Origin of the sequence: Modicisalibacter sp. 'Wilcox', from assembly GCF_010993675.1 — a bacterium.
Lineage (GTDB): Bacteria > Pseudomonadota > Gammaproteobacteria > Pseudomonadales > Halomonadaceae > Modicisalibacter > Modicisalibacter tunisiensis.
In genome coordinates this window covers 1-12919 of the sequence record NZ_WNXF01000016.1, presented here as the reverse complement: position 1 = coordinate 12919, position 12919 = coordinate 1, and the positions used below count along the sequence as shown (strand labels likewise).

Sequence of the window (12919 nt, the reverse complement as noted above, 5' to 3'; positions counted from 1 at the left end):
CCGGTGAGAGGAGAACACCATGGCTCAAATGAAATTCCTGTGCGACGCCGAACGCTGCATCGAATGCAACGGCTGCGTCACCGCCTGCAAGAACGCCAACGAGACCGAGTGGGGCATCCAGCGCCGCCGGGTGGTCACGCTCGACGACGGCCAGCCCTCGGAAGTGTCGATCTCCGTGGCCTGCATGCACTGCGACGACGCCCCCTGCATGGCGGTCTGCCCCACCGACTGCTTCTACAAGACCGATGACGGCATCGTCCTGCACGACAAGGACATCTGCATCGGCTGCGGCTACTGCCTGTACGCCTGCCCGTTCGGCGCGCCGCAGTTCCCCAAGCAGAACGCCTTCGGCGAGCGCGGCAAGATGGACAAGTGCACCTTCTGCGCCGGCGGCCCCGCCGAGACCAAGGAAGAGGAGTACGAGAAGTACGGCGCCAACCGCATCGCCGAGGGCAAGCTGCCGCTGTGCGCCGAGATGTGCTCCACCAAGGCGCTGCTCGCCGGGGATGCCCAGACCATCTCCGACATCTTCCGTCAGCGCGTGGTCTATCGCGGTCACAAGGACGGCGGCTGGTCCTCCGTCGACAAGGCACAAGCGTCGGCCCCGGATGTCTCGGCCAATCTCGACAACATGGCCTACGACGCCACCCGCGCTGAAAAGTGAGGAGCGTTCCCATGCACACACTCATGCAATGCCTGCAACGGCTGCACGTGCTCGGTGTGATACTGATGCTGGCGGTGCTCACCGCCGGCCTGGTATCGACCGCGCAGGCCGCCGATCCCGACCAGGAGCTCAACCAGGCGGTCGGCACCATCAACGCCGACACCTGGCGCGAGGTCAAGAACGGCGAGAACTTCATCGACACTCGCCATGACTCCACCTACAGCCTGATCAACACCAGCGGCGAGACCTGGCGCCAGATCCGCAACGACTGGATCTCGCCGGCCGGTCTCATCGCCCTGGGCAGCATGCTGGCGATCCTGGTGATCTTCTACCTGATCGTCGGCCGCAACGACCTCGACGAGGAGCGCACCGGCCGCAAGCTGCTGCGCTGGACCGCGCTGGAACGGGCCATGCACTGGACCGTGGCGACGCTGTTCATCGTCCTGGCGCTGACCGGGCTCAACCTGCTGTACGGCAAGTTCGTCTTCCGCCACGCCTTCGGCGACGCCTTCTGGGCCAACCTGATCGCCTTGACCAAGCTGACCCACAACTACGTGGGCCCGGTGTTCGGCATCCTGCTGCTGCTGATGCTGGCCAAGTGGCTCACGGTCAACCTGCCCAGGAAGCACGACTGGCAGTGGTTCAAGCAGGGCGGCGGCATGGTCGGCAACAAGCACCCCGACGCCGGCTTCGCCAACGGCGGGGAAAAGGCCTGGTACTGGATCCTCGCCAGCGTGGGGCTGCTGGTGATCGTCAGCGGCTTCGTGCTCGACTTCCCGCTGTTCGGCCAGACCCGCGACAACATGCAGTGGGCGAACATGTTCCACGCCGTGACCTCGCTGATCCTGATGGCCGTGGCCCTGGGCCACATCTACATCGGCACCCTGGGCACCGAGGGCGCGCTGGAGGGCATGACCACCGGCTATGTCGACGAGACCTGGGCCAAGCAGCACCACAACCTGTGGTACGAGGAGGTCAAGGACAGCGCCGGCCAGCCCGAGCAGGACAACCCGCCGGTGGACGACGACACGGCGACCGCCAATCGGCCCAACTGAGCGTTGAATCACTTTTTGCACCGACACCGCCTCCGGGCGGTGTCGTGCTTTGATATGCTGGAATTCTTCCCAACCAGGAGACCGAGTCCATGCAGCATCTCGACGCCACCACCCGTACCGAGCTCGAAGCCGCCGCGTTTCGTCGGCTGCTGGAGCACCTCGACGCCAACAAGGACGTGCAGAACATCGATCTGATGATTCTTGCCGACTTCTGCCGCAACTGCCTGTCCAAGTGGCTGGTGGCCGCCGCCGAGCAGCGCGGCATCGAACTCGACTACGAAACGGCCCGCGAGCATGTCTACGGCATGCCCTACAGCGAGTGGAAGTCGCTCTACCAGACACCGGCCAGCCCCGAGCAGCTCGCCGCGCTGGAAGCGCGCCAGCAGGCCCGGAAGGACGCCAAGGCATGAGCGACGCCGACTTCGTCCCGCTGAAGATCGCCGTGCTGACCGTCTCCGACACGCGCACGGAGGACACCGACCGCTCCGGGCAGGCGCTGGTGGAACGCCTGGAGCGCGACGGCCATGAACTCGTCGTCAAGCGCATCGTCCCCGACGATGTCTACCGCATCCGCGCGGTGGTGGCGCAGTGGATCGCCGACGAGGCCGTGCAGGTAGTCATCGCCACCGGCGGCACCGGCTTCACCGGGCGCGATTCCACGCCCGAGGCGGTCTCGGTGCTGATCGACAAGCACATCGAGGGGTTCGGCGAGCTGTTCCGCCACCTGTCGTGGCAGGAGATCGGCAGCTCCACCGTGCAGAGCCGCTGCCTCGGCGGGCTGGCCAACCGCACCGTGGTGTTCTGCCTGCCCGGCTCCACCGGCGCCTGCCGTACCGCCTGGGACGGCATCCTCCACGAGCAGCTCGACAGCCGCCACAAGCCGTGCAACTTCGCCAACCTGGTGATCCCCGGGCGGGGGCAGCATGGCTGAGCTGCAGAGCGTCGAACGGGCCCTCGAGGCGCTGCTGGACGGCGTCGCGCCGCTCGAGGCCGAACCGGTCGCCGCCGAGCAGGCGGCCGGGCGCGTGCTCGCCGAGACGGTCACCGCCCGCCTCGACGTGCCGCCCGCCGACAACAGCGCCATGGACGGTTACGCCCTGCGCCACGCCGACGCCGGCGGCTGGCTGCCGATCAGCCAGCGGGTGGCGGCCGGGCATGCGCCCGCGCCGCTGGCGCCGGGCAGCTGCGCGCGCATCTTCACCGGCGGCGAGATCCCGCCGGGCGCCGACACCGTGGTGATGCAGGAGCGCGTGGAGATCCGGGAAGACCGCGCGTTCATTCCCGGCGACATCGCGGCCGGCGACAACGTCCGCCGGTGCGGGCGCGATGTCAGCACCGGCGAGCCGCTGCTGGAGGCCGGCACGCTGCTGGAAGCCGCCGCCCTGGGGCATCTGGCCGGCCAGGGCATCACCCGCGTGAGCGTGCGCCGCCGCCCGCGCGTGGCGCTGCTGTCCACCGGCGACGAGATCGTCGACCCCGGCCAGCCGCTCGGCCCCGGGCAGATCCACAACTCCAACCGGCCCATGCTCTCGCGGCTGCTGGAGCGCTTCGGCGCCGAGCTGGTGATGCGCGAGACCGTGCCCGACGACTTCGCCACGACGCGACGGATTCTCGGCGAGGCCGCCGAGCGTGCCGACGTCATCATCACCACCGGCGGCGTCAGCGTCGGCGAGGAGGATCATGTCCGGCACGCCCTGGAATCGCTGGGCCGGCTCGACCTCTGGCAACTGGCCATGCGCCCCGGCAAGCCGCTGGCGCTGGGACGCATCGGCCGGGCCCGCTTCGTCGGCCTGCCGGGCAATCCGGTATCGTGCTTCGTCGGCGCCTGGGTCTACCTGCGCCCGCTGATGGGTGCGCTGCTGGGCAGCCCGCGCATGGCCGAGCTGCCGCGCCTGTGGGCCCGCGCGGCCTTCACCACGCGCACCCAGGCCCGCCGCCACTACATGCGCGTCGCCCTCGACTTCACGCCGGAAGGCGTGCTCGCCCGGGCCTTCGCCGACCAGAACTCGGCGGTGCTGTCATCGTGCCTGGACGCCGATGCCTTGGCGGTGATTCCGGCGAACAGCACGCTCGAGGAAGGCGACACCGTCGAGTGTCTGTGGCTGACCCACTGACCCACTACCGGGCGTACCAGCCACAACGGTGAACGGCCTCCATCGCGAGGCCGTTCATTGTGTCAGGTCAGATCACCGAACGGCTGAATGGTCACCGGCTCGCCCGCCTCGACGGTGGCGCGGTCGTCGCCGATCTCGATCAGGCAGTTGGCCGCCACCATCGAGCTGAGAATGCCGGAGCCCTGACGGCCGGTGGTGCGCACCCACAGCCGTCCTGTCTCGTCGCTGCTGTAGACGCCACGGTGGAAGTCGACGCGCCCGTCACGGCTCTTCAGGGGTTCCGCGGCCAGCGCGGTCAGGCGCAGCGGCTGCCAGTCGCGCTCGCCCTGCATGCGACGCAGCATCGGCTGCACGAACTGCAAAAACGTCACCATCACCGCCACGGGATTGCCGGGCAGCCCGAAGAACGGCACCTCGCGCTCGCCGTCCCGGCGGATGCGCCCGAACGCCATCGGCCGCCCCGGACGCATGGCGATCCGCCACAGCCCCAGCTCGCCGATGGCCTCCAGCGCCGGCTTGACCCAGTCGGCCTGCCCCACCGAGACACCGCCGCTGGTCAGTACCATATCCGCATCGCGAGCCGCCGCCGCGAGCGCCTCGCGCATGCCGTCGAGCTCGTCGCGCAGGATGCCCAGGTCGATCACCTCGCAGCCCAGGCGCGTCAGCAGCCCGCGCAGCGAGAAGCGGTTGGTGTCGTAGATGCCCGCGGCGGGCAACGGCTCGCCCTGGGCGGTCACCTCGTCGCCGGTGGAGAACACCGCCACGCGCAGCGGCCGGAACAGCTCGACCTCGGCCAGCCCCAGCGAGGCCAGCAGGCCCAGATGCTGCGGGCGCAGCCGGGTGCCCGCAGTGAGCGCCGTCGCGCCCCGGGCGAGATCCTCGCCGGCCTGGCGCACGTTCTGACCGTGACGCACGCGCTCGGGCCGCTCGATCACCACCCGCGCGGCGGAATCGGCCGCGGCGAGCTGCTCGCTCATGATCACGGTGTCCGCCCCCGGCGGCAGCGGCGCGCCGGTGGTGATGCGCACCGCCTGCCCGGACGAGAGCGTCATCGCCGGCCGCGAGCCGGCCAGCACCTCGCCGACGATCGCCACCTCGCTCGCCGGGTGCCGCTCGTCCCAGGCCAGGGCGATGCCGTCCATGGCGGCGTTGGTGTTCTGCGGCACATCGACCGGCGAGATCACGTCCGCCGCCAGGATGCCGTCGACGGCCTCGCTCAGGGGCACGCGCCGGGCGGCGACCGGCGGCGGGGTCATCGCCGCCAGGGCGTCCAGGGTCTCGTCGACGCCGAGCATGCGCTGGCCCAGCTCAAAGCAGGATAGTGTCATGTCATCTCCCTCGGGCCGCGGCGCATCTCGGGCCAGCGCTGCGGCCATTGGCGCAGCCAGGCGACCAGCGCGTCGTGATCGTCCATCGCCAGGCGCTCGACCCCCGGCGGCAGGGCAATGTCATCCGGCGTGGCCACCGCCCGCACCCAGGGGTCGCGATCGGCCATCAGCGGCTTGTCCAGCGCCCGGCGATGCAGCTCCAGCTTGGGCAGCGGCCAGGCCTTGAAGCCCTCCACCAGGATCAGGTCCGGTGCCAGGGACAGTACATGGGGAATCAGCGCCGCCAGGTCCGCCTCCTCGCGCTCCGGGGTTTCCATCATCAGGGCAAAGCGCTGGCCCGAGGCCACCAGCATCGGCGTGGCCCCCGCCTGGCGCAGTCGGTGGCTGTCCTTGCCCGGCTGGTCGACGTCGAAGGCATGATGGGCGTGCTTGATGATGGCCACCTGCAGCCCCGCATCGGCCAGTCGCGGCAACAGCGCCTCGAGCAGCGTGGTCTTGCCGGTTCCGCTCCAGGCGGCAATGCCCAGCAGCGGGGTCTCCAGCGTGTCAAGCGACAAGGTCATCGGGTTCTCTCGATCGTCGGGAAAACTATCGCGTCTCGGAAGCAACAGGCATGCCGACGCTCGGCCCCGCCAGGGGCAACAGGTCGGCGTCGTTCCTCGTGATTTCGCCCGGTGCTGGCGGCCCGGGTCAAAACGACCCGTCCGCCCGCAGGCGCCGCTCCATGGCGTCGCGCTCGTCGGGCGAGTTGAGGTTGGCGAAGGCCTCGCGGCGATCGGCGAAGTCGACGTGACACCAGGGGTGACGCGCGTACCAGCGGTCGATCTTGCGCTCGCCGCCGGCCAGGGCCTCGCCGAGGTCGTCGCGCAGTGCGGTGTCGATCAGCGCCACCACCGGATGGGCGCGCTCGCCGTCATGGGCCACGGCGATGCGGCACTCGCCGATGCCCTCGCGCAGGCGGGCCACCAGATCCTCGGGCAATGCCGGCGAGTCGCAGGGCACGAACAGCGCCCAGGGGGTCTCCACCGCACACAGTGCGCTCCACATGCCCATCAGCGGGCCGTGGTAGCCGGCCTCGCGATCGCTGACGAGCGGGTAGCCCAGTTCGCGGTAGCGTTCCAGGCTGCGATTGGCATTGATCAGGACCCGATCGACCTGGGGCGAGAGCCGGTCCAGGACATGCGCGATCAGCGGCCGGCCGGCGAGCGGCTCCCAGCCCTTGTCGCGCCCGCCCATGCGGCGCCCTTCCCCGCCGGCCAGTATCACGGCGGTCACTTCACCCTCGCGCATGACCTTCACTCCCCCTTGAAGCAGTATCCCGGCATCATACCCGCCTCAGGAGTTCGCGCCGAGGGGCCAGGCTTCCGGAATATCGGCCCTCGTCCCGCCCACCTGCAGGCCGCCTCTCTCCAGGTGCCATTCGGCGTCGCAGTGCTCGGTCAGCACGCTCTGCTGATGGGCGCTGAGCACGATGGCGCAGCCCGTCTCGCGCAGCGACAGGATCAGTACCGTGATGTCGTCGATCGCCTGGCGGTCCAGGCTCGCGGTGGGCTCGTCGAGCAGCAGCACGCGGGGCGACAGCAGCCAGGCCCGCGCCAGCGCCAGACGCATGCGCTCACCGCCGGACAACGACCGGGCGTGCTGGCGAGCATGGTCGGCCAGCCCGCAGCGCGAAAGCATCGCCGCGATGCGCGAGCGCGCGTCGTCGCCGCGCCAACCCTGCCAGCGTGCCACATGGCGCAGATTGCCGGCCACGCTGGTATCGAACAGGTAGGGTTGCTGGTGCAGGTAGAGCAGATCGCCGAAGCGCGGCGGCGCCGCTGGCGCGCCATCGTCCAGCGCCCAGCGGATGGTGCCGCGGCGCGGCGTGTCCAGCCCGGCCAGCAGGCGCAGCAACGTCGTCTTGCCGCTGCCGTTGTCGCCGCGCAGATGCACCAGCGAACGCCCGTCCCAGCGCAGGTGCGGGATCTCCCACAGGGGCGGCCGACGACCGAAGCCATGGGCCAGCCGGCTTACCTCGAGCATGATCGGTTCCTCGGCGATTCATAGAGGGTGTTTACAAACGTCACGAGCGACGGCCAGACAAGGCGAAATCAACCGAAACAGCGCAGTTTATGAGTCGATAAATGAGCATTTTAAGGTTAATTTCAACGCCGTATGGCCTAGCGCAGTAATTTGTAAGCGCCCTCTCAGGCACTCACCATCTGCTGCCCCCTTCCACGCATCACCCCCAGCAGCACATTGAGCAGCAGTGCCAGCAGCAGCAGCACCATGCCCAGCGCGATGCCCTGGGCGAACTCGCCCTTGAGGGTTTCCAGCGCGATCGCCGTGGTGATGGTGCGGGTGAAGTGCTCGATGTTGCCGCCGATCATCACCGCGCTGCCGACCTCGGCGATGATGCGTCCGAAGGCGGCCAGCACCGCCGCGATGACGCCGAAGCGCGCCTCGCGGATCAGCATGGCGAAGGCCTGCAACCGTCCCGCGCCCAGCTGGCGGGCGGTTTCCCAGGCGCGCTGGTCGATGCTCTGCAGCGAGCTGTGCAGCATGGCGATCAGGATCGGCGTCGCCAGGATGATCTGGCCGACGACCATGGCTCGCTGGGTGAAGAGCAGCTGCCACTCGCCCAGCGGGCCGCTGCGCGACAGCAGCATGAAAAGCACCAGCCCCACGACCACCGTGGGCACCGCCATGAAGGTGTTCACCAGCGAGATCGCCAGCCAGCGCCCCGGAAAGGCGACGCGCGCCAGCACCAGTGCGACCAGCAACGCCGGCGGCAGCGCCACCAGGATCGCCGTCAGCGAGACGCGAAATGACACGCCGATGATCTCCCACAGCGCCGGGTCGAAGGAGACCAGCAGGTGCAGCGCCTTCCCCATCGTGGCCATGAGTTCATTCATCGACGCGTCCTCGTGGGCTCAATAATCGGGCCCGCCCCCATGCGGAGGCGGGTGGGAGGGAGAAACATCTCAGTTGGCGCCGACCGCCTTGGACGGGTCCACCGTCTCGCCGGCGCTGGCGTGGAACAGCACCTTGCCCTTGAGGCGGAAGGCGTCGATCAGGGTCTGCCCCTCGTCGGAGATCAGCCACTGCGCCAGGGTCCGTGCACCCTCGGTATTGAGGTTCTTGTAGCGTTCGGGATTGACCAGAATCACCTGGTAGGGGTTGAACAGCTTGGTGTCGCCCTCGACCAGAATGGAGAGATCCAGGTTATCCTTCATGGCCAGCCAGGTGCCGCGGTCGGTGAGCGTGTAGCCCTGCAGCTCGCTGGTCATCTTGAGCACGGCGCCCATGCCCTGGCCGGCGGCCTTGTAGTTCGAGAAGTCGGGAGACACGCCCGCCGCCTTCCACAGGTGGTTTTCCTTCTTGTTGGTGCCGGAATCGTCGCCGCGGGACACGAAGGTCGCGTTCTTGTCGGCCAGCGTGGCCAGCGCCTTGACGGCATCATCGCCGCCCTTGATGCCGGCCGGGTCGTCGCTCGGGCCCACGATGACGAAGTCGTTGTACATCACGCCGTGGGGCTCGACGCCGTAGCCGGCATCGACGAAGGCCTTCTCCGCCGCGGGGGCGTGGGTGAGCACCAGGTCGACGTCGCCGTCCCGACCCAGGCGCAGCGCCTTGCCGGTGCCCACAGGGATGACCTGGATCTGGTAGGGATGATCCTGTTCGAACTTGGGCAACAGGTAGTCGAGCAGGCCGGAGTTGTAGGTGCTGGTGGTGGTCGCCAGGCGAATGATCTCGGCCGCCTGGGCCCCGGTCGCCAGCATGGCGGTGACGGCCGCGATGGCGAGCAGTGAAAGCCGACGTTTCAGCATGGGATCTCCTCGTGTCGTGTCGGATTGCGATGTGCTCGCTTCCTCCAGCAATTTCTATGCCCGACTGCGGCATCAAGTCCCCGACACCGGGCTGTCGCGATCATGTCAGCGAGAGGCGCCGGGGACAGGCCGGAGAGGGGGTCCTCGGCCCAGGGAGGGCCGAGGTAGCGCCCAGGGACGGGTTTACAGCGCCCCCTCGAAGGCCTGTCGCCGGGACAGCCTCGAGCGATCCCGCCGACAACGATCACGCGAGCCCCTGCTTCCGGACAATTGCCGGATTCCATCCCGGCTTTTACCATGAAAATAATCCGGTCGCTCACTAGATGTAACAAATTGACCCAATATCGGGACACTTTGTCCCGAGACGCAGAGAACGCCGTACATGACCGCATCCACCGAACTGCCGACCGCGTCCGTCCTCATCGTCGACGACGAACCCGGCATGCGCAGCTATCTGTCCAAGGCGCTGGCCTCGCGCTTCGCGCTGATCGAGACCGCCGACTCGCTGAGCGCGGCGGAAGCCCTGCGCCAGCGGCTGCACTTCGATCTGCTGCTGGTCGACATCCGCCTGCCCGACCGCTCGGGGGTCGACTGGCACGAGGCGCTGGGCCCCGAACGGCGCAGCGACGTCATCTTCATGACCGCCTATGCCGACCTCGACATGGCGGTGAAGGCCCTGCGCGCCGGCGCCAGCGACTTCATCATCAAGCCCTTCCGCCTCGAACAGCTGCAGAGCGCCGTCGACCGCTGCCTCGCCCAGCGCCGCCTGGCACGGGAAAATTTCGTCCTGCAGCGCGAGTCACGGCGCCTGCGTCACGCCGACGAGAGCATGATCGGCGACAGCCAGGCCATGGCGCAGGTGCGCGCACTCATCGAGCGGGTCGCGCCGACCCCCTCGGCGGTACTGATCCACGGCGAGTCGGGCACCGGCAAGGAACTGGTGGCCCGCGACCTGCACCGCTTCTCGGGTCGCTTCGGCGCCTTCGTGCCGCTCAACTGCGGGGCCGTCGCCGGCGACCTGCTGGAATCCGAGCTCTTCGGCCACGTCAAGGGCGCCTTCACCGGCGCGGTCAAGACCCGCGACGGCCTGTTCACCTACGCCGACGGCGGCACCCTGTTCCTCGACGAGATCGCCGAGATGCCGCTGGCGATGCAGGCCAAGCTGCTGCGCGTGCTGGAGAGCAAGCGCATCCGCCCGGTGGGCAGCGAGCAGGAGCGCCCGGTGGACGTGCGCATCGTCGCCGCCACCCATCGCGACCTCCAGCAGGAAGTCAGCGAAGGCCGCTTCCGCGAGGACCTCTACTTCCGCCTCAATGTGCTGACCCTGACGCTGCCCGCGCTGCGCGAGCGCCCCGAGGACATTCCCGCCCTGGCGCATCACTTCTCCCGGCAGCTCTCCCGCGATCTCGGCCTGGCCGCCCTGCCCTGGCAGCACGCCGACCTCGAGCGCCTGACCCGCTACGCCTGGCCCGGCAACATCCGCGAGCTCAAGAACTTCATCGAACGCTGCATCCTGCTCGGCAAGCTGCCCGGCGAGCTGCTCGACGACAGCCCCCCCGCTCCCGAGGACGCCCCCGGCGCCGGCTACCCCAGCGACTGGACGCTCGACGCCGTGGAACGCGCGCACATCCTCGCCGTGCTCGACGCCCACGGCCACACCAAGTCGAGCGCCGCCCGCGCCCTGGGCGTGTCGCGCAAGACCCTCGATCGCAAGCTGGCCGCCTGGCAAGGCGCCGACACATGAGGCGGCTGCGGCGCTGGGTCCGCGCCTCGATCCGGCGCCGCCTGCTGTGGCTGGCCTTCGCGCCGCTGGTGCTGCTGATCCTGGCGCTGACCGCCCTCACCGCCTACTGGACCTCGACCTACAACGATCGCCAGCTGTACATGAAGGTGCGCGCCGACCTGGCGGTGGCCTCGCGGGTGCTCGACGGGCTCAGCCAGCGCCAGCAGGCACGCCTCGAGGAGCTCGGTCACAGCCATGCGCTGGGTTCGGCGCTGAACGGCGAAAGCACCCAGTCGCTCGCCGCGCTGCTCGACGAGACCCGCGCCGCCATGCAGCTGGACTGGCTGCGTGTCGTCCCGCTCACGGCCTTCGACGACGCCCCCGAGCTGCAACGACGCCTGCAGTCGCCTGCCGATGACGGCGGCCTCTCGGGGCTGGACGTGCTCGACGCCGGGCGGCTCGACAACCTCGCGCCGGGGCTCGCCCGCCGGGCGCGCATCGCCCTGCGCAAGACGCCACGGGCGACCCCCAGCACCCGGCAGTACGAGACCCGCGGCATGGTGCTGCGCACGCTCTATACCCTGCCCGCCACCACCGGTCACCCCCGCCTGCTGCTGGATGGCGGGCGCCTGCTCAACGGCGCGACCGATCCCGTCGACGACATCCGCGACCTGGTCTACGGCCCCGGCACGCTGCCCGAAGGCACCACCGGCAGCGTCACCCTGTTTCTCGACGACGTGCGCGTCGCCACCAACGTGCGCCTGGACAACGGCGAGCGCGCCCTGGGCACCCGCGTCTCCGAGCCCGTCAGCCGCCGGGTGCTGGGCGACGGCAAGCGCTTCATCGACAACGCCTTCGTGGTCAGCGGCTGGTACGTGGCCGCCTACGCGCCGCTCGAGTCGCTGACCGGCGAGCGCATCGGCATGATCTACGCCGGCTTCCCGCTGGCGCCCTACGAGGCGCTCTACCGCGAGACCCTGCTGCAGATCGGCGCCGTGCTGGCGGTGATCGTGCTGATCTCGGGGCTGCTGGTGATCCGTGGCGTGGACGTGCTCGCCGGCCCGGTGCGCCGCATGCACCACGTCATCCACGGCATCCGCGAGGGCCGCCGGCTGCGCATCGGCCACCTCAACGGCCAGGACGAGCTGGCCGAGCTGGCCCAGGAGTTCGACGCCATGCTCGACCGCCTGGACGCCCACCAGGACGCTCTGCAGCGCGCCGCGCAGACCCTCGAGCGGCGCGTCGAGGCGCGCACCCGCTCGCTGAGCGAGAAGACCCGCGCCCTCGAGGAGCACGTCGCCCTGCTCAAGCAGGCCCGCGCCAGCCTGATGACCCAGGAGAAGCTCGCCGCCCTGGGCGAGATGACCGCCGGCATCGCCCACGAGATCAACAACCCCGCCGCGGTGATCCTCGGCCATATCGAGGTGCTCGCCGACCGGCTGGGGCCTGATGTAGAGCCGGTCCGCGACGAGGTCGAGACCATCATCGCCCAGGTCGAGCGCATCCGCGCCCTGATCGACAACCTGCTGCAGTACTCCCGGGCCGGCCGCCACGACACCCGCTTCCACCGCGAGGACATCAACGCCATCGCCGCCGACACCGAGCTGCTGGTGCGCCACGCGCTCGACCGCCACGGCCACCGCCTGCACCTGGCGCTGCACGCCACCAGGGCGGTGGAATGCCACCGCGGCCAGCTCCAGCAGGTGCTGGTCAACCTGCTGCTCAACGCCACCCAGGCCAGCGACGCGCCAATGACGCTGCACCTGCGCACCCGCGACGCCGACCGTGATCTGCCCGGCCACGGCCGGGTCGAGGGCGTGGACATCCGCGTCGCCGACCCCGGCCCCGGCATCCCCCTCAAGCTGCGCGAACGCATCTTCGACCCCTTCTTCACCACCCGCGAGGCCGGCTCCGGGCTGGGCCTGGCGATCAGCCGCGGCATCGTCCGGCGCAGCGGCGGCGAACTGAGCGTCGCCTCCTCGCCGGGGCGTGGCACCATCTTCCACGTCTGGCTGCCCGCCCGGGCGATCCCCAGCGGCGCCGAGGAAACCACCACCCGCAAGCTGCTCGACTCGCTGAGTGATATGTCCACGCCCTCGGCGCGGGGGTAGGGCGGGGATAGGGCCGCCCCGCTACGTAACAATGCCCTGAATCCGTGAGACCGGCCCCCAGGAATGCTTCTAACCTACTGAACTGCATGGCAATATAGCGAATATCGCCATT

The 12919-nt window shown here is 69.4% G+C and carries 13 protein-coding genes; 7 read left to right on the top strand and 6 right to left on the bottom strand.

Going from position 1 to position 12919, the window contains the following annotated elements; all coding sequences use genetic code 11:
• Positions 1-19: 19 nt before the first annotated feature.
• From fdh3B to glp, 5 genes are all read left to right on the top strand, one after another.
• Positions 20-664, top strand: coding sequence for a formate dehydrogenase FDH3 subunit beta (gene fdh3B / locus G7A98_RS13865; RefSeq protein WP_163650277.1), 645 nt, complete (start codon positions 20-22; stop codon positions 662-664).
• A gap of 11 nt (positions 665-675) precedes the next feature.
• Positions 676-1719 (top strand): formate dehydrogenase subunit gamma, encoded by a 1044-nt coding sequence (locus G7A98_RS13860; protein ID WP_163650276.1) that lies wholly within the window; start codon positions 676-678, stop codon positions 1717-1719.
• Between the two features lie 89 nt (positions 1720-1808).
• Complete coding sequence (locus G7A98_RS13855) at positions 1809-2129, top strand: DUF1244 domain-containing protein (protein WP_163650275.1); 321 nt, start codon at positions 1809-1811, stop codon at positions 2127-2129.
• Positions 2126-2650, top strand: coding sequence for a molybdenum cofactor biosynthesis protein B (gene moaB, locus G7A98_RS13850; protein ID WP_163650274.1), 525 nt, complete (start codon positions 2126-2128; stop codon positions 2648-2650). Before G7A98_RS13855 ends, moaB begins: the two co-directional genes overlap by 4 nt.
• Positions 2643-3833 carry a gephyrin-like molybdotransferase Glp gene (gene glp, locus G7A98_RS13845; protein ID WP_163650273.1) on the top strand — a complete coding sequence of 397 codons (1191 nt, stop codon included), beginning with the start codon at positions 2643-2645 and terminating at the stop codon, positions 3831-3833. Before moaB ends, glp begins: the two co-directional genes overlap by 8 nt.
• A 62-nt stretch (positions 3834-3895) precedes the next feature.
• On the opposite strand, the gene G7A98_RS13840 is transcribed toward glp, so the two are convergent.
• The 6 genes from G7A98_RS13840 to G7A98_RS13815 form a co-directional block, all read right to left on the bottom strand.
• Positions 3896-5161 (bottom strand): bifunctional molybdopterin-guanine dinucleotide biosynthesis adaptor protein MobB/molybdopterin molybdotransferase MoeA, encoded by a 1266-nt coding sequence (locus tag G7A98_RS13840; RefSeq protein ID WP_163650272.1) that lies wholly within the window; start codon positions 5159-5161, stop codon positions 3896-3898.
• On the bottom strand, positions 5158-5724 hold the full coding sequence (gene mobB / locus G7A98_RS13835) for a molybdopterin-guanine dinucleotide biosynthesis protein B (protein ID WP_163650271.1): 567 nt from the start codon (positions 5722-5724) through the stop codon (positions 5158-5160). Before mobB ends, G7A98_RS13840 begins: the two co-directional genes overlap by 4 nt.
• A 127-nt stretch (positions 5725-5851) precedes the next feature.
• The gene (mobA, locus tag G7A98_RS13830) at positions 5852-6451 is read right to left on the bottom strand and encodes a molybdenum cofactor guanylyltransferase MobA (protein WP_163650270.1); all 600 of its coding nucleotides are present in this window, start codon (positions 6449-6451) and stop codon (positions 5852-5854) included.
• Between the two features lie 45 nt (positions 6452-6496).
• Positions 6497-7186, bottom strand: coding sequence for an ATP-binding cassette domain-containing protein (locus G7A98_RS13825; RefSeq protein ID WP_163650269.1), 690 nt, complete (start codon positions 7184-7186; stop codon positions 6497-6499).
• Positions 7187-7350: 164 nt separating this feature from the next.
• Positions 7351-8058: an ABC transporter permease gene (locus G7A98_RS13820; protein WP_163650268.1), complete on the bottom strand. Its 708-nt coding sequence runs from the start codon at positions 8056-8058 to the stop codon at positions 7351-7353.
• A gap of 69 nt (positions 8059-8127) precedes the next feature.
• The gene (locus G7A98_RS13815) at positions 8128-8973 is read right to left on the bottom strand and encodes a substrate-binding domain-containing protein (RefSeq protein ID WP_163650267.1); all 846 of its coding nucleotides are present in this window, start codon (positions 8971-8973) and stop codon (positions 8128-8130) included.
• 382 nt (positions 8974-9355) lie between these two features.
• Between G7A98_RS13815 and G7A98_RS13810 the strand changes: the two genes are divergently transcribed.
• Together G7A98_RS13810 and G7A98_RS13805 are read left to right on the top strand one after the other, a co-directional pair.
• Positions 9356-10717 carry a sigma-54 dependent transcriptional regulator gene (locus G7A98_RS13810; protein WP_163650266.1) on the top strand — a complete coding sequence of 454 codons (1362 nt, stop codon included), beginning with the start codon at positions 9356-9358 and terminating at the stop codon, positions 10715-10717.
• Positions 10714-12807 carry a cache domain-containing protein gene (locus tag G7A98_RS13805; RefSeq protein WP_163650265.1) on the top strand — a complete coding sequence of 698 codons (2094 nt, stop codon included), beginning with the start codon at positions 10714-10716 and terminating at the stop codon, positions 12805-12807. The genes G7A98_RS13810 and G7A98_RS13805 overlap by 4 nt, the downstream gene beginning before the upstream one ends.
• Positions 12808-12919 lie beyond the last annotated feature (112 nt).

What these genes read in the sequence shown, in the direction of transcription:
- fdh3B (WP_163650277.1), top strand. Translation starts at nt 20, where the DNA reads ATGGCTCAAATGAAATTCCTGTGCGACGCCGAACGCTGCATCGAATGC.
- G7A98_RS13860 (WP_163650276.1), top strand. Translation starts at nt 676, where the DNA reads ATGCACACACTCATGCAATGCCTGCAACGGCTGCACGTGCTCGGTGTG.
- G7A98_RS13855 (WP_163650275.1), top strand. Translation starts at nt 1,809, where the DNA reads ATGCAGCATCTCGACGCCACCACCCGTACCGAGCTCGAAGCCGCCGCG.
- moaB (WP_163650274.1), top strand. Translation starts at nt 2,126, where the DNA reads ATGAGCGACGCCGACTTCGTCCCGCTGAAGATCGCCGTGCTGACCGTC.
- glp (WP_163650273.1), top strand. Translation starts at nt 2,643, where the DNA reads ATGGCTGAGCTGCAGAGCGTCGAACGGGCCCTCGAGGCGCTGCTGGAC.
- G7A98_RS13840 (WP_163650272.1), bottom strand. Translation starts at nt 5,161, where the DNA reads ATGACACTATCCTGCTTTGAGCTGGGCCAGCGCATGCTCGGCGTCGAC.
- mobB (WP_163650271.1), bottom strand. Translation starts at nt 5,724, where the DNA reads ATGACCTTGTCGCTTGACACGCTGGAGACCCCGCTGCTGGGCATTGCC.
- mobA (WP_163650270.1), bottom strand. Translation starts at nt 6,451, where the DNA reads ATGCGCGAGGGTGAAGTGACCGCCGTGATACTGGCCGGCGGGGAAGGG.
- G7A98_RS13825 (WP_163650269.1), bottom strand. Translation starts at nt 7,186, where the DNA reads ATGCTCGAGGTAAGCCGGCTGGCCCATGGCTTCGGTCGTCGGCCGCCC.
- G7A98_RS13820 (WP_163650268.1), bottom strand. Translation starts at nt 8,058, where the DNA reads ATGAATGAACTCATGGCCACGATGGGGAAGGCGCTGCACCTGCTGGTC.
- G7A98_RS13815 (WP_163650267.1), bottom strand. Translation starts at nt 8,973, where the DNA reads ATGCTGAAACGTCGGCTTTCACTGCTCGCCATCGCGGCCGTCACCGCC.
- G7A98_RS13810 (WP_163650266.1), top strand. Translation starts at nt 9,356, where the DNA reads ATGACCGCATCCACCGAACTGCCGACCGCGTCCGTCCTCATCGTCGAC.
- G7A98_RS13805 (WP_163650265.1), top strand. Translation starts at nt 10,714, where the DNA reads ATGAGGCGGCTGCGGCGCTGGGTCCGCGCCTCGATCCGGCGCCGCCTG.